The organism is Burkholderia sp. AU19243, assembly GCF_018148075.1.
Classification (GTDB): Bacteria; Pseudomonadota; Gammaproteobacteria; order Burkholderiales; family Burkholderiaceae; genus Burkholderia; species Burkholderia latens_A.
The window spans coordinates 486,255-501,555 of the sequence record NZ_JAGSTV010000003.1; the positions used below are offsets into that span (position 1 = coordinate 486,255).

Consider the following 15,301-nt stretch of genomic DNA (forward strand, 5'->3'; position numbering starts at 1 on the left):
ATTACCGTTACAGCGAGGTTGGTATGTCCCGCGTCATCTCGGTTGCACTGCTCGTCGGCGGCGTCGTGCTGCTGTATTTCGGCGGCCAGTCGTTCCATTCGATCAACGACAACGTGGCGCGCTTTTTCACCGGCTCGCCCGCCACGAAGACGATCCTGCTGATCGCCGGCGGCGCCGTCGCGTTGCTGATCGGCCTGATCGGCCTCGCGATGCCGGCCAACAAGCGCTGATCGCGCGGCCGCGCGACGCGGCGTACATCGCGCGACGCAGGCCGCACAAAACGCAACAGGCGGCCGATGCCGCCCGTTTCTTTATCCGCCGGCCCGGCGGCAATGCCACGCCGCGCAGCCGTTGCTAGAACTGCACTTCCGGCTTGGATGCGGAGCGCGTGCCCGGCACCGGCCGGTTGCTTACGCCGTGATACGTGTAGACGAGCGAGAACTTCACGTGGTCCGAGCGGTTCTGCCCGGCCGAATGCAGCGTGTTGCAGTGAAAGAACACGACGTCGCCCGTCTGCAGCGGCGGGCAGGTCGCCGCATCGATCAGCTTCCGGTTCTCCGGCAGATCGCTGCGGAAGAACTTCGCATCGTCGAACGCTTCGGGCCCGAATTCAGCCGTGTGCGAGCCCGGCACCAGCCACAGTGCGCCGTTCTCGTTCGTTTCCGGCCCGAGCGCCAGCCACACCGACACCATGTCCGCGCGTTCGAACGACCAGTAGCGAAAATCGCGATGCCAGCCGGTCAGGCTCCCGTACGCCGGGTGTTTCGTCATCATGCAGTTGTGATGCGCGCGCGACAGCACCGGCTGCTCGCCGAAGTATTCACGCATCCACGCGCCGATTTCAGGTGCGACCGCGCGCTCGGCGAACGCCGGATCGCGTGTGTACGCATCAAGCAGCCGCCGCACCGTATGCCCGCCGGGCGCATGCTTCGATTCGGGCGCGCCCGGATAGCGCAAATCCGCCTCGAATTCGATCGGCTCCGCCGCTTCCTGCAACTGGCGCTCCGCGATCTGCTTGAGCGTCGCGCACTGCGCTTCGCCGACAAGGCCGCGCGCGACGACGAAGCCGCGTTCGCGCAATTCCGCGACTTGCGCGCGGATCGATTCCAACTGCAATGGAGACGACATGGGATGCCAGGCGTTTATTGTGTGAATGTGACGATTGTAAATCGGCGTCCGATACCGCGAACAGCGCCATTGTCGTGCGCAGGGGCATGCCAATCGCGGATTTGATCTGGCGCAAGGGAACTGTGCGGCGCCGCGCGAGCCTCAGCGACAGGCGGTATGCGGCCACGCGCTTGCGGCACGAGGGTTTATCGCGACTTTTGCGCGTCATGAATCCCCTGTAGCCTGACGCGGCCTGTCAATTCTGGCGGGCGCGGCGCGCAACGACTTTCGATAAGATGCGTTGCGCCATCCGAGGCCGTTATTCATACCAGTGCGTTCTTCAAGGGCGCCATCCATACAAGCGAAGCATCGTTCACATGCCATTCCGTCTGACTTCCCGTCTCAGCCGCGCAGCCACGCGCGTCGTGCCGTCCGCTCCCGCCCGCTCGCTGCGCCATCACCGCGCACGCACGCGGGCGCTCGCCGAGCACACGCAGGCACACAGCCGGCTGGACGGCATCCGCGCGTGGTTCCATGCGTTTTTCTCGATGATGAGCGCGCAGGCATTCGCCCGCCGCGCCGGGCTGCGCTCGCTGCTGCAGAAGCCGTCGTCGCTGCGCGCGCTCGCGGTGCGCCGAACGCTCGGCCCGCAGCGCCGCGTCAATCGCCCGCGCCGCCTCGCGGCGAGCAACGGGTGGTTCGGGTTCAGCGCACGCTGAGGCCGCACCGGCGGCCCCTCCCGCCATGGCCGTCGTGACCGTCGTCCTCTCGCGACGCGCGGCGGAAATGAAAAAACCCCGGCATGCCGGGGTTTTTCGTTTCAAGCGGATAGGCGCTTACGCGACGCGCGCCGTCGGCTCCACGCCCGCCGCTTCGGCCAGCGCGAGTGCCTTGTCGGTCGCTTCCCACGAGAATTCCGGCTCTTCGCGGCCGAAGTGGCCATAGGCGGCCGTCTTCTCGTAGATCGGGCGCAGCAGGTCGAGCATCTTGATGATGCCCTTCGGACGCAGGTCGAAATGCTCGCGCACGAGCTTCGTGATTACCGCATCCGACACGCGGCCCGTGCCGAACGTGTTGACCATCACCGAGGTCGGCTCCGCGACGCCGATCGCGTACGACACCTGGATCAGCGCGCGCGACGCGAGCCCTGCGGCGACGATGTTCTTCGCGACGTAGCGGCCGGCATACGCTGCCGAACGGTCGACCTTCGACGGATCCTTGCCCGAGAACGCGCCGCCGCCGTGCGGTGCTGCGCCGCCGTACGTATCGACGATGATCTTGCGGCCGGTCAGGCCGCAGTCGCCCTGCGGGCCGCCGATCACGAACCGGCCGGTCGGGTTCACCAGGAACTTGATGTCGCCCTTGATCAGTTCGGCCGGCAGCGTCGGCTTGATGATTTCTTCGATCACGGCTTCGCGCAGCGCCGGCAGCTCGATGTCCGGTGCGTGCTGCGTGGACAGCACGACGGTGTCGATCGAGTCGGGCTTGCCGTCGACGTAGCGGACCGTGACCTGCGACTTCGCGTCCGGGCGCAGCCACTGCAGGCGGCCGTCGCGGCGCAAGCTGGCCTGGCGCTCGACGAGACGATGCGACAGGTAGATCGGCAGCGGCATCAGTTCCGGCGTTTCGTCGCACGCATAACCGAACATCAGGCCCTGGTCGCCCGCGCCTTGATCGAGATTGTCGTCGTGCGCACGGTCGACGCCTTGCGCGATGTCCGGCGACTGCTTGTCGTACGCGACGAGCACCGCGCAGCCCTTGTAGTCGATGCCGTAGTCGGTGTTGTCGTAGCCGATGCGCTTGATGGTGTCGCGCGCGATCTGGATGTAGTCGATGTTGGCCGTCGTGGTGATTTCACCGGCCAGCACGACGAGACCCGTGTTGCACAGCGTTTCGGCCGCAACGCGGGAGTATTTGTCTTGCTCGAGGATGGCGTCGAGAATCGCGTCCGAGATCTGGTCCGCGACCTTGTCCGGATGGCCTTCGGAGACGGATTCGGACGTGAAGAGATAATCGTTTGCCACTTTTTCAGGCTCCTGTGTGGTTACGGTTGGTTTCACGTAGCCAGCTTCGTTGGGCCTGAAGCGGCGACGCTTTAGCGGATTACCAGGACCGGGCAGCGCGCTTCGCGCCAGCCGGCTTCGCCCCGCAAGTTGTCAGTTAACTCGGCGAAGCCCGTATTATAGCGGCTTTCGTGAATTGTCACAGAGCGCCGCCCGTGCTGCATCGTCCGCTGTTCCACCCCCCTGTTCGCAACGTGCCGGCCAGCCGGCCCCACGGAGATTCCGCATGTTAGGCCGCCTCGGCACGCACCTCGCCATCGGCTTGCTGAAGCTGCTCGCCCTGCTGCCGTACGGTTTGACCGCGCGGTTCGGCGATGGCCTCGGCTGGCTGCTGTATCAGATTCCCAGCCGGCGCAAGCGCATCGTACATATCAATCTGAAACTCTGCTTCCCCGACTGGAGCGACGACCGGCGCGAGGAAGTGGCGGGCCAGCATTTCCGCCACGCGATCCGCAGCTATGTGGAACGCAGCGTTCAGTGGTTCGGCTCCGAGCGCAAGCTCGCGAAGTTGATCCAGGTCGACAGCGCCGTCGATCTCACCGATCCCGATCTGCCCCCGACGCTGTTTCTCGGCCTGCATTTCGTCGGCATCGAAGCCGGCTCGATCTGGCTGAACCGGTCGCTGCAACGGCGCTGCGGGTCGCTGTACCAGCCGTTCTCGAACGCGGTGCTCGAGGAAGCGGCGAAGCAGGCGCGCGGACGTTTCGATGCCGAGATGGTCGGCCGCGCGGACAGCGCGCGAGTCGTGCTGCGCTGGCTGCGGGATCGCAAGCCGGTGATGCTCGGCGCGGACATGGACTACGGTTTGCGCAATTCGACGTTCGTGCCGTTCTTCGGCGTGCCCGCGTGCACGCTGACGGCCGTCGGCCGGCTCGCAAAAACGGGCCGCGCGCAGGTCGTGCCGTTCATCGGCGAGGTGCTGCCGAACTACAAGGGTTATCGGCTGAAGGTGTTCAAGCCGTGGGACAACTACCCGACCGGCGACGACGATCTCGACGCGCGGCGGATGAACGAATTCCTCGAGGAACAGATTCCGTTGATGCCCGAGCAGTATTACTGGGTCCACAAGCGCTTCAAGACGCGGCCGCCCGGCGAGCCGAGCCTCTACTGAGTCGAACACGCGGGCGCGCCGTCACGCGCGCGCCTGCGCTCTCGCCACTTTCGGCGCGCCTTTCGCGCGCCTGCCGGAAATCGCAGGCCGACTGCTGCGCGAGCCACGGATCAGCGTTCCCGCCGTTTTCCTCACCGGGCCACGCTTCGAGACGCAGCGCCATTTCCGGCGACATGCCGCGCCCCGGACAGATGCGCATCGCGTTCCGCCGCCCTTGACGGCCACATCGCGGCCACATCGCCCCGCCCGCGCGGGACGCCCCTGTCGGCTGCATGTATCATTTGCGGTTGAGATCAGCACGACAAACGACGACGCCCGTAATGGCGGTACGCTGCGTCCGCCGTGCCGATCGCCTCGTTCGTCATGGAATTCCGGATCCAGTGAAACTCTCGTTCACCAAGATGCACGGCGCGGGCAACGACTTCGTCGTGCTCGACGGCTATTCGCGCGCGTTGCCGCCGCTCACCGACGCGCAAGTGCGCGCGCTCGCCAACCGACACTTCGGGATCGGCGCCGACCAGCTGCTGCTCGTCGAGAAGCCGACCGTCGACGGCGCCGACTTCAAATACCGGATCTTCAATTGCGACGGCGGCGAGGTCGAACACTGCGGCAACGGCGCACGCTGCTTCGTGAAGTTCGTCAGCGACCGCGGCCTGACCGACAAGCGCAGCGTGCGCGTGCAGGTGATGAAGGGCCTGATCACGCTGACGATGCAGGACAACGGCGAAGTCGTCGTCGACATGGGCGCGCCCGTGTTCACGCCGGCGCAGGTGCCGTTTGATGCAGCGGGGCTCGAAGGCCGCACGGAAGGCCGCGACACGCTGTGGCCGCTCGACGTCGGCGGCCAGACGCGCTGGATCTCGACGGTATCGATGGGCAATCCGCACGCGGTGCAGGTAGTCGACGACGCCGAAGCGTACCCGGTGCTCGCCGAAGGCCCGCTGATCGAGCGCCACGAGCGCTTCCCGCAGCGCGTGAACGCCGGGTTCATGCAAATCGTCTCGCGCAACGAGGTGAAGCTGCGCGTGTACGAACGCGGCGCGGGCGAAACACTCGCGTGCGGCACCGGCGCGTGTGCGGCCGTGGCCGCCGGCATCCGGCGCGGCCTGCTCGATTCGCCGGTGACCGTGCACACGCACGGCGGCACGCTGACGATCGCCTGGGACGGCGCGCAAGACGAAACCGCCGCGCTGACGATGGCCGGGCCGGCCACGACCGTATTCGAAGGCGTAATCGACCTGAACGTCTGACCCTTCAACGCTCCGATAACCGAACAACGCTCCAGCCTCATGAACGATCGCGAAGTCGCCGACTACCTGCTCGCCAATCCCGAATTCTTCGCGCAACACGCGGAACTGCTCGCGACGATCCGTCTCGCGAATCCGCACGGCAAGGCCGCGATCTCGCTGCAGGAGCGGCAGATGGAAATGCTGCGCGACAAGAACAAGCATCTCGAACGCCGGCTCGCCGAGCTCGTGCGGTATGGCCACGAGAACGACAGCCTGTCCGCGAAGTTCAGCCGCTGGACCGCGCGCGTGATCGCGGAACGCGACCCGTACGCGCTGCCGCGCACGATCGCCGAAGGCATCGCCGACGTGTTCGACGTGCCGCAGACGGCACTGCGCGTCTGGGATGTCGCCGACACCTATTCGCAGGCCGATTTCGCGCGCCAGGTCGGCGAGGAGGTGCGGCTGTTCACGAACGGGCTGTCGACGCCGTACTGCGGCGCGAACACCGGTTTCGAAGCCGCCCAGTGGCTCGCGCCGGCGATCGCGTCGTCGGCCGCGACGGCCGCGGAAGGCGCCGAAGCCGCGCCGGCCGGCGACGGCGCGGCCGCGTCCGTGGCGCTGCTTGCGCTGCGCCCGCCGCTTGCCGGCAACGATGCGCCCGCGTTCGGGCTGCTCGTGCTCGGCTCGCCCGATCCGCGCCGCTTCCACGACGGAATGGCGACCGATTTCCTCGCGCAGATCGCGACGCTCGCGAGCGCCGCGCTCACACGCCTGCTGCCGCACTGACGTCGCACCGATGACCGACGATCCGATCGCCGCTTACCTGTCGAACCTGAAGCATGTCAGGCAGTTGTCGGAACACACGCTGCGCGCGTACACGCACGAGCTCGACGAACTGAAGAAGCTCGCCGCCGGCCGCCCGCTCGAAGCGCTGACGGCCGCCGACATGCGCGGCGCGGTCGTGCGCGCACACGCGGGCGGGCTGTCCGCGCGCTCGATCTCGCACCGGCTTTCCGCATGGCGCGCGTTCTATCGCTGGTTCGCACAGCACATCGAGATGCCCGCGAATCCCGTCGCCGGGGTACGCGCGCCCAAACGCGAGAAATCGCTGCCCAAAGCGCTGTCGGTCGACGATGCGGTCGCACTGATGGATACGCCGCTGCCCGATACGACCGAAGGGATCAGGGATCGCGCGATCCTCGAGCTGTTCTATTCGTCGGGGCTGCGCCTCGCCGAACTGGTCGGGCTCGACGTCGCGTACACGCAGGCCGACGGCTACCGCTCGGCCGGCTGGCTCGACCTCGCCGAAGCCGAAGTCACGGTGCGCGGCAAGGGCAACAAGGAACGCAAGGTGCCGGTCGGGCGCAAGGCGATCGACGCGCTGAACGCGTGGCTCGCGGTGCGCAACGAGTTCGTGAAGCACGATCCGCATCCGCTGTTCGTGTCGGTGCGCGGCAACCGGATGGCACCGGGCGTCGTGCGCGAGCGCGTAAAGCGCGCCGCGCTCGCCGCGGGCATCCCTGCGAACGTGCACCCGCACGTGCTGCGCCATTCGTTCGCGACGCACGTGTTGCAGTCGAGCGGCGACCTGCGCGCGGTGCAGGAACTGCTGGGCCACGCGAGCATTGCCGCGACGCAGATCTACACGTCGCTCGATTTCCAGCATCTCGCGAAGATTTACGACAGCGCGCATCCGCGCGCGAAGAAGCGCGACTGACGCGCATCCCGCATTCCCCGCCGCGCGCGGCGGCCGGCCACGGCCGGCAACGCCCGCGGCTCACCCGATCCGATCATGCAAACCGTCACACTCAAACCGTCCAAGGACAAATCGCTGCTGCGCCGGCATCCGTGGGTCTACGCGAATGCGATCGACCGCGTCGACGGCAAGCCCGCGCCCGGCGCGACCGTGGTCGTACGCGCGCACGACGGCCGCTTCCTCGCGCGCGGCGCGTACAGTCCGCAATCGCAGATCCGCGTGCGCGTGTGGAGTTTCGACGAGAACGAGCCGATCGACCACGCATTCTTCAAGCGCCGCGTGCAGCGCGCGGTCGCCCACCGGACGACGATGGTGTCGGGCACCGGCGCGGTGCGGCTCGTGTTCGGCGAAGCGGACGGGCTGCCGGGGTTGATCGTCGACTACTACGTCGCGGATACGGCGGAGCCGGGTGCGGCGCCGCGCGGCCAGCTCGTATGCCAGTTCATGGCCGCGGGCGTCGAAGCGTGGAAGGAGGCGATCGTCTCGGCCTTGACCGGCGCGACCGGCTGCCCGAACGTGTACGAACGCTCGGACGTGTCGATCCGCGACAAGGAAGGGCTCGAGCAGACGACCGGCGTGCTCGCCGGCGACGCACCGCCCGCGACGCTGATCGCGAACGAAAACGGCGTGCGTTATCACGTCGACGTGCCGAACGGCCACAAGACGGGCTTCTACGTCGACCAGCGCGACAACCGCGCGCTGGTCGCGCAATACGCTGACGGCCGCGACGTGCTCAACTGCTTCTGCTACACGGGCGGCTTCTCGCTCGCGGCGCTCAAGGGCGGCGCGAAACGCGTGGTGTCGATCGACTCGTCGGGCGATGCGCTCGCGCTCGCGCAACAGAACGTCGTCGCGAACGGCTTCGACGCCGACCGTGCAACCTGGCTCGACGCGGACGCGTTCAAGACGCTGCGCCGCCTCGTCGACGAAGGCGAGCGTTTCGATCTGATCGTGCTCGATCCGCCGAAGTTCGCGCCGACGCGCGACAGCGTCGACCGCGCAGCGCGCGCGTACAAGGACATCAACCTGAGCGGCTTCCGGCTGCTGCGCCCGGGCGGCCTGCTGTTCACGTACTCGTGCTCGGGCGCGATCGACATGGACCTGTTCCAGAAGATCGTCGCCGGCGCAGCCGCCGACGCGAAGGTCGACGCGCGGATTCTGAAGCGCCTCGGCGCGGGCGTCGACCATCCGCTGCTGGCGGCGTTCCCCGAAGGCGAATATCTGAAGGGTCTGCTGTTGCAAATCGTCTGACCGCCCCGATCTAGACGCACACCCGAGTCCGCCGGCGGCCATTGAAGCGCGCCGCGCGTGGCGGACCTCCGCTCGCCCCTGTCGTCCGGACGACGGGCGCGGGCTTGACAGGTATGTTTCAATGGATGGTTGTGCGCCCCGGCTCGCGAGCCGACGGCGCGACGCACACATCCTGGTTTTGACCCCGATTCACGAACCACAGGCGACCGACATGGCCACTCCCGTCACCATCCTCACCGGCTTCCTCGGCAGCGGCAAGACGACGCTGCTCAAGCGCATCCTGAACGAACAGCACGGCATGAAGATCGCCGTGATCGAGAACGAATTCGGCGAAGAGAACATCGACAACGAGATCCTCGTCCAGGACACGAACGAGCAGATCATCCAGATGAGCAACGGCTGCATCTGCTGCACGATCCGCGGCGACCTCGCGCGCGCCCTCGGCGATCTGGCCGCGAAGAAGCGCGAAGGCAAGCTCGACTTCGACCGCATCGTGATCGAAACGACCGGCCTCGCGAACCCGGGCCCCGTCGCGCAAACCTTCTTCATCGACAGCGAGATCGCGGACGACTTCCTGCTCGACGCGATCATCACGCTGGTCGACGCGAAGCACGCGAACGCGCAGCTTGACGAACACGAAGTGGTGCAGCGCCAGGTCGGCTTCGCCGATCGCCTGTTCATCACGAAGTCGGACCTGGTCGACGACCAGGCCGTCGCGGCACTCAAGCATCGCCTGATGCACATGAATCCGAAGGCGACGATCAGGGTCGTGAACTTCGGGGAAGCGGACATCAAGGAAATCTTCGACCTGCGCGGCTTCAATCTGAACGCGAAGCTCGAGATCGATCCGGACTTCCTCGCCGAGGACGACCACGCGCATCATCACCACGATCACGACCATGATCACGATCACGCGAATTGCGACCACGATCATGGTCAATGCGCGCACGATCACGAGCACGGCCATCATCACCATCATGCGCACCACGACGACAAGATCAAGTCGTTCGTGTACCGGAACGACCGCCCGTTCGATCCCAACAAGCTGGAAGACTTCCTCGGCGGGATTCTGCAGATCTACGGCGAACGGATGCTGCGCTACAAGGGCGTGCTTTACATGAAGGGCGTCGACCGCAAGGTCGTGTTCCAGGGCGTGCACCAGATGATGGGCAGCGACCTGGCAGCGAAATGGCTGCCGGCCGAAAAGAAGACCAACAAGATGGTGTTCATCGGCGTCGACCTGCCGCAGGATCTGATCACCGACGGCCTCGACGCCTGCCTCGCCTGAGCGTTCGGGGCCCCCGCGCATGCGGGAGCCGCGCGGCCGCCTTCGCCGGCGGCCGCCGACGGCGGCGCGGCGCCGTTTCCGGGCAGGGTTTCGCCGTCATCGCTTTTTCGCGATTTGCGCGTTATATTTTCTAGATATTGGCGCAGCCGACGGGGATCGACCCGATACGGCGCCCGCTTGCGATTCAGTTACAATACGTGCCCGCTGGAGTACGGCAATAACAGGCCCGGTTCTTGCTGAACCATTACCCGGGCATCGCAACCGCGCCGGATCGCCCATCCGCCACCCGGCCGCGGCCGATGCGATCTGCCGCGCAGCACCGGTTCGCCGCGCGCGCAAATCCGCGCCAGGCCTATCCTGGTATTTGAGAACCGGTTTTCCAGAGGCTTTCGGCCCCGCAGCGGCAAGTCGCAAGTGATTGCAAGTGCAGTTGCGGGTAATCCCAAAGTGCAGGCAATATCTACTGATTTGCCGCACATTGAAGAAGCAAGCAGATGACGAAGAAACTCTTGACCGAAGCCGAAATCCTGAAGATGAGCGACAAGGATTACATGAATGAGGATCAGCTCGCCTTCTTCAAAAATCGGCTCGAACAGTTGCAGGCGGACATCCTCAAGAATGCAGGCCAGACGACCGAGAACCTGCGCGAGACGGTGATCGTGCCCGATCCCGCCGATCGCGCGACGATCGAGGAAGAGCACGCGCTCGAGCTGCGCACGCGCGACCGCGAACGCAAGCTCCTCAAGAAGGTTCAGCAGTCGCTCGCCCGCATCGAGTCGGGCGACTACGGCTGGTGCGAGGAAACCGGCGAACCGATCGGCATCCCGCGCCTGCTCGCGCGTCCGACGGCCACGCTGTCGCTCGAGGCGCAGGAGCGCCGCGAGCTGCGCCAGAAGCTGTTCGGCGACTGATCGAGCGGCGTTCCGCCCCTACACGCTGCTTCCCGAAAGCGCGCGGCCTGCCGCGCGCTTTTTGTTTTTCCGGCGCCGGCTCCCGGCCCGCCGGCCGATTTGCATCCTCCTCTTGATATCCCGGCGCCCGCCCTAAAATGAAACGGACGCGCGCCGGGCCGCTTCCCGGCGCACTGCGGATTCACGCGGCGGCGCGTCGCGCCGCCCGACTCTTCCCCGTTTTTCTCAAGGAACGCAGATGGAGCAATTTCACGGCACGACCATCGTTTCGGTCCGGCGCGGCGACAAGGTCGCGCTCGGCGGCGACGGCCAGGTAACCCTCGGCAACATCGTCATGAAGGGTGGCGCGCGGAAAGTGCGGCGGATCTACAACAACCAGGTACTGGTCGGATTCGCGGGCGGCACCGCCGATGCGTTCTCGCTGCTCGATCGCTTCGAGGCGAAGCTCGAGAAGCACCAGGGCAACCTGACCCGCGCGGCCGTCGAGCTCGCGAAGGACTGGCGCACCGACCGGATGCTGCGCCGCCTCGAGGCGATGCTGATCACGGCCGATGCCACCACCACGCTCGTGATCACCGGCAACGGCGACGTGCTCGATCCGGAAGGCGGCATCTGCGCAATCGGCTCGGGCGGCGCGTACGCGCAGGCCGCGGCCCGCGCGCTCGCGGAGAATACCGAGCTGTCCCCGCGCGAGATCGTCGAGAAATCGCTCGAGATCGCCGGCGACATGTGCATCTACACGAACCACAACCGCATCATCGAAACGATCGAGTAAGGACCGCACCATGAGCACCATGACCCCTGCCGAGATCGTCTCGGAACTCGACAAGCACATCATCGGCCAGGCCAAGGCGAAGAAGGCGGTCGCGGTCGCGCTGCGCAACCGCTGGCGCCGCCAGCAGGTCGCCGACCCGCTGCGCCAGGAAATCACGCCGAAGAACATCCTGATGATCGGGCCGACGGGCGTCGGCAAGACCGAAATCGCGCGCCGCCTCGCGAAGCTCGCCGATGCGCCGTTCATCAAGATCGAAGCGACCAAGTTCACCGAAGTCGGCTACGTCGGCCGCGACGTCGACAGCATCGTGCGCGACCTGATCGAGATCTCGGTCAAGCAGACGCGCGAATCGGAGATGCGCAAGGTCCGCAGCAAGGCGACCGACCAGGCCGAAGACCGCATCCTCGACATCCTGCTGCCGCAACCGCGCGCGGTGGGCTTCGGCGGCAACGCCGAGCACGCGAACGACGACAACAACGCGACGCGCCAGACGTTCCGCAAGCGCCTGCGCGAAGGCCAGCTCGACGACAAGGAAGTCGAGCTCGACCTCGAGCAGCCGTCGGTCGGCATGGACATCATGGCGCCGCCGGGAATGGAGGAGATGACCGAGCAGATCCGCTCGATGTTCTCGAACCTCGGCAGCGGCAAGAAGCAGCGCCGCAAGGTGAAGATCAAGGAAGCGCTGAAGCTGCTGACCGACGAGGAAGCGGCGAAGATGCTGAACGAAGAGGAAGTGAAGACGAAGGCCGTGCAGAACGTCGAGCAGAACGGCATCGTGTTCCTCGACGAGATCGACAAGATCACGTCGCGCAACAACGAAGGCAGCGGCGGCGAAGTGTCGCGCCAGGGCGTGCAGCGCGATTTGCTGCCGCTCGTCGAGGGTACGACCGTCAACACGAAATACGGGATGGTGAAAACTGATCACATCCTGTTCATCGCGAGCGGCGCGTTCCACCTCGCGAAGCCGAGCGACCTGATTCCCGAACTGCAGGGCCGCTTCCCGATTCGCGTCGAGCTCGACTCGCTGTCGGTCAACGACTTCGAAGCGATCCTCGTCGCGACCGATGCGAGCCTCGTCAAGCAGTACCAGGCGCTGCTCGCCACCGAAGACGTGGAGCTCGAGTTCGCCGAAGACGGCATCCGCCGCCTCGCCGAGATCGCCTATGCGGTCAACGAGAAGACCGAGAACATCGGCGCGCGCCGCCTGTACACGGTGATCGAAAAGCTGCTGGAGGAAGTGTCGTTCTCGGCCGGCAACCACGCCGGCGAGCGCGTGACGATCGACGCGCAATACGTCGACCGGGCGCTCGGCGAAGTGTCGCAGGACGAAGACCTGTCGCGCTACGTGCTGTAACGCGCGCGGCGCCGGATCATGGACGGGCGGCCCCTTTGTCGGGGGCCGCCCGTTTTCGTTGGCGGGCGCGGCAGGCGCCGCGCCGCTTACTGGCGCACCGGCTTCTTCGCGAGCTTGCGCTGCAGCGTGCGGCGGTGCATGTTCAGGGCGCGCGCCGTGGCCGAGATGTTGTTGTTGTTCTCCGCGAGCACGCGCTGGATGTGCTCCCATTCGAGCCGGTCGACCGACAGCACGACCGGATTCTCGAGCGCCTCGTCGGCCTGGACTTCGCTCGCGTTGGTCTGCAGCGCGGCAAGGATCGACTCGACGTTCGCGGGCTTCGCGAGATAGTTGTCCGCGCCCTCCTTCACCGCCTGCACGGCGGTCGCGATGCTTGCGTAGCCGGTCAGCACCAGAATCCGCGCATCGGGTTGCAGGTCGCACAACGGCGCGATCAGGCTCAGTCCCGAATCCTCGCCGAGATGCAGGTCGACGGTAATGAACTGGAACTTGCCGCCTGCCGCGAGCCGCAGTGCCGCCTCCTTGTCGTGCGCCTGCTGGACCGCGTAGCCGCGGCGCTCGAGGCCGCGCGCGAGCGTGCCCGCGAACACCTCGTTGTCGTCGATCACCAGGAAATTGTTCTCGCTCATGTGGTTTCTCCGTCTACGTGTTGGTTGAGGCGGCCGGCGCCGTCATGCGCGCCACCGGCAGGCGCAGGACCGCGCGCGTGCCGCGGCCGGGCGCGGTCGCCACGCGGGTGTCCGGCGCTGCCGCCCGCTCGGCCGTGCGCTGCGCCGCTCCCGAAGCGGCGTGACCGTGTGCGCCGCCGCCGGTGCGTCCGTTGCCGGCGGCCGAGCGCGGCGCGACATCGGACAGTTCGATCTCGCCGCCCAAGCGCACGGCCGCGCTGAATGCAAGGTACAGGCCGACCCCGTGGCCGCCCTGCGTGCTGTCGACCGGCATCGCCCCGAGCGATTCGCGCAACGCGGCCGGAATGCCGGGGCCGTCGTCGCATACTTCGAATTCGATCTGGTCGCCCCCGCTCGCGCGCTCGCTGTGCGCGAGCTTCGCGGCCAGCGTCACGCGGTGCGGGCTTGCACGCGCGGCGTTGTCGAGCAGGATCGTCAGGATCTGGCCCGCCGCGACCGTGTCGTCGAGCGCGACGCCCGACGGGCGCGCGCCGAGCAGATCGAACTGCACGTGCGGATGCCGCAGCCGCCAGTGCTCGACGAACGTGTCGAGCCAGTCGTCCACCGGCTGGCGGCTGGCCGGCGCGCTCGCGCGGCTGCGCAGGCGCGCAAGCGCCGACGTGCAGAGCGTCATCTGCTCTTCCAGCACCTTCAGGTCGGCCTCGTAGCGCGCGAGGCCCGGATCGGCGCGGGCCGCGTCGCGCAGTTCTTCCGCGAGCATCGCGATCGTCGACAGCGGCGTGCCCATCTCGTGTGCGACCGTCGCAGCCTGCACGCCGAGCGCGACCGCCCGCTCGTCGCGCAGCAGATGCGCCTGCGCCTCGCCGAGCGCCGCATCGCGCTGGCGCAGCGCGTTCGACATGCGCGCGACGAACCACGCGATCAGCCCGACGCTGACCATGAAGTTCACCCACATCCCGGTGCGGTAGTAGTCGAACAGGTTTGCCGGGTTGTCCATGTTGAGCGGCACCGAATCGAAGCCGAGCGCCGCGTAGCACGCGACCGCGAACGCCGCGAGCCAGATCATCAGGTGCCACGGCAGCACGGCCGCCGCGATCGCGAGCGACGGCAGGTAAAGCGACACGAACGGATTGGTCGTGCCACCCGACAGGAACAGCAGCGCCGACAGCGCGCCGAGATCGACCCACAGCTGGCCGAGCAGCTCGAAATTGGTCTCGGGGCGCGCGCGCAGCACGCGCACCCAAGTCAGTGCATTGAAGACGATTTCGAGCGCGATGACCATCAGCATCGCCGGCAACGGCAGATGCACGCCGAAATAGGTCTGCACGACGCCGATCGTCACGAGCTGGCCGATGATCGCGAGATTGCGCAGCCAGAACAGATGACTGAGGTTGACGCGCCCGGTGGTGGTGATTCGTTGCATCCGAGCAGTTTACCCGTTTAGCGTCCGGCAACTCCACCGGGGGCCGGATCGCACCGGACGAACCGGCAACCGGGTGAGGCTGCGCCGCGGCGGGCGGCACGGATCTGCACCGTCAGCCGGCCGCGCCGGCCATGCGCCGTGCGAGCTCGTCGGCCAGGCATTCGGGGCAGCGGCAGCGCGCGCCGGCGGCCGGCGGCGCTTCGCCGGGCAGCGCCGGCATCGACGCGCACCAGCACTCGAACGGCTGCGTGCCGGCGCCGCAGTCGAAGCCGCGCCCGCAGTGCGGGCACCGCGCGCGGTGCGGGGTCGAACGGGCTTCGGCGGCGGAATCGGTCATGGCTCGGGCGGAAGCGGGCGTGGACATCGCCCTACGCGACTAGCATAGCGCGGCGCGCGGATTTTGC

The 15,301-nt window shown here is 66.9% G+C and carries 16 protein-coding genes and 1 pseudogene; 11 read left to right on the forward strand and 6 right to left on the reverse strand.

The annotated features are described in order from the left end of the window. The first annotated feature begins 23 nt into the window (after window positions 1-23). The gene (locus tag KDW55_RS08460; RefSeq protein WP_040142487.1) at window positions 24-230 is read left to right on the forward strand and encodes a DUF3185 family protein; all 207 of its coding nucleotides are present in this window, start codon (window positions 24-26) and stop codon (window positions 228-230) included. A 124-nt stretch (window positions 231-354) separates the two neighbouring features. On the opposite strand, the gene KDW55_RS08465 is transcribed toward KDW55_RS08460, so the two are convergent. Further along, window positions 355-1,128: a phytanoyl-CoA dioxygenase family protein gene (locus KDW55_RS08465; RefSeq protein WP_040142488.1), complete on the reverse strand. Its 774-nt coding sequence runs from the start codon at window positions 1,126-1,128 to the stop codon at window positions 355-357. A gap of 356 nt (window positions 1,129-1,484) precedes the next feature. Here KDW55_RS08465 and KDW55_RS08470 point away from each other — a divergent pair, with 356 nt between their 5' ends. Continuing rightward, complete coding sequence (locus KDW55_RS08470; RefSeq protein ID WP_040142489.1) at window positions 1,485-1,826, forward strand: hypothetical protein; 342 nt, start codon at window positions 1,485-1,487, stop codon at window positions 1,824-1,826. Window positions 1,827-1,943: 117 nt separating this feature from the next. Here the strand turns inward: KDW55_RS08470 and metK are convergent, their stop codons facing one another. Beyond that, window positions 1,944-3,131: a methionine adenosyltransferase gene (metK, locus tag KDW55_RS08475; protein ID WP_011546455.1), complete on the reverse strand. Its 1,188-nt coding sequence runs from the start codon at window positions 3,129-3,131 to the stop codon at window positions 1,944-1,946. Window positions 3,132-3,396: 265 nt separating this feature from the next. Between metK and lpxL the strand changes: the two genes are divergently transcribed. Further along, entirely contained in the window at window positions 3,397-4,281 is an 885-nt protein-coding gene (gene lpxL, locus KDW55_RS08480) for a lauroyl acyltransferase LpxL (RefSeq protein ID WP_040142490.1), read from the forward strand. 21 nt (window positions 4,282-4,302) lie between these two features. Here the strand turns inward: lpxL and KDW55_RS29375 are convergent. Continuing rightward, window positions 4,303-4,459 (reverse strand): annotated as a pseudogene (locus tag KDW55_RS29375) (addiction module antidote protein, HigA family); the annotation flags it as partial. Window positions 4,460-4,661: 202 nt separating this feature from the next. Here KDW55_RS29375 and dapF point away from each other — a divergent pair. From dapF to hslU, 8 genes are all read left to right on the forward strand, one after another. Then, window positions 4,662-5,531: a diaminopimelate epimerase gene (gene dapF, locus KDW55_RS08485; RefSeq protein ID WP_212161843.1), complete on the forward strand. Its 870-nt coding sequence runs from the start codon at window positions 4,662-4,664 to the stop codon at window positions 5,529-5,531. Between the two features lie 39 nt (window positions 5,532-5,570). Continuing rightward, a complete protein-coding gene (locus KDW55_RS08490) occupies window positions 5,571-6,296 on the forward strand; it encodes a DUF484 family protein (RefSeq protein ID WP_040142493.1) in 726 nt (241 codons plus the stop codon). Window positions 6,297-6,306: 10 nt separating this feature from the next. Continuing rightward, window positions 6,307-7,227, forward strand: a complete 921-nt coding sequence (xerC, locus tag KDW55_RS08495) for a tyrosine recombinase XerC (protein ID WP_069241863.1) — start codon at window positions 6,307-6,309, stop codon at window positions 7,225-7,227. Between the two features lie 75 nt (window positions 7,228-7,302). Further along, complete coding sequence (locus tag KDW55_RS08500; RefSeq protein WP_069241864.1) at window positions 7,303-8,517, forward strand: class I SAM-dependent rRNA methyltransferase; 1,215 nt, start codon at window positions 7,303-7,305, stop codon at window positions 8,515-8,517. A gap of 211 nt (window positions 8,518-8,728) precedes the next feature. After that, entirely contained in the window at window positions 8,729-9,805 is a 1,077-nt protein-coding gene (locus KDW55_RS08505) for a GTP-binding protein (protein WP_040142496.1), read from the forward strand. Window positions 9,806-10,299: 494 nt separating this feature from the next. Next, window positions 10,300-10,716, forward strand: a complete 417-nt coding sequence (gene dksA, locus KDW55_RS08510; RefSeq protein WP_009690247.1) for an RNA polymerase-binding protein DksA — start codon at window positions 10,300-10,302, stop codon at window positions 10,714-10,716. 238 nt (window positions 10,717-10,954) lie between these two features. Beyond that, window positions 10,955-11,491 carry an ATP-dependent protease subunit HslV gene (hslV, locus tag KDW55_RS08515; RefSeq protein WP_006760749.1) on the forward strand — a complete coding sequence of 179 codons (537 nt, stop codon included), beginning with the start codon at window positions 10,955-10,957 and terminating at the stop codon, window positions 11,489-11,491. Window positions 11,492-11,501: 10 nt separating this feature from the next. After that, window positions 11,502-12,845, forward strand: coding sequence for an ATP-dependent protease ATPase subunit HslU (gene hslU / locus KDW55_RS08520; protein ID WP_040142497.1), 1,344 nt, complete (start codon window positions 11,502-11,504; stop codon window positions 12,843-12,845). 86 nt (window positions 12,846-12,931) lie between these two features. Here the strand turns inward: hslU and KDW55_RS08525 are convergent, their stop codons facing one another. From KDW55_RS08525 to KDW55_RS08535, 3 genes are all read right to left on the reverse strand, one after another. Beyond that, window positions 12,932-13,474, reverse strand: coding sequence for a response regulator transcription factor (locus KDW55_RS08525; protein ID WP_006755258.1), 543 nt, complete (start codon window positions 13,472-13,474; stop codon window positions 12,932-12,934). Window positions 13,475-13,487: 13 nt separating this feature from the next. Next, window positions 13,488-14,897: an ATP-binding protein gene (locus tag KDW55_RS08530; protein ID WP_040142498.1), complete on the reverse strand. Its 1,410-nt coding sequence runs from the start codon at window positions 14,895-14,897 to the stop codon at window positions 13,488-13,490. A 112-nt stretch (window positions 14,898-15,009) separates the two neighbouring features. Beyond that, a complete protein-coding gene (locus tag KDW55_RS08535; RefSeq protein ID WP_040142499.1) occupies window positions 15,010-15,234 on the reverse strand; it encodes a cysteine-rich CWC family protein in 225 nt (74 codons plus the stop codon). Window positions 15,235-15,301: the final 67 nt, after the last annotated feature.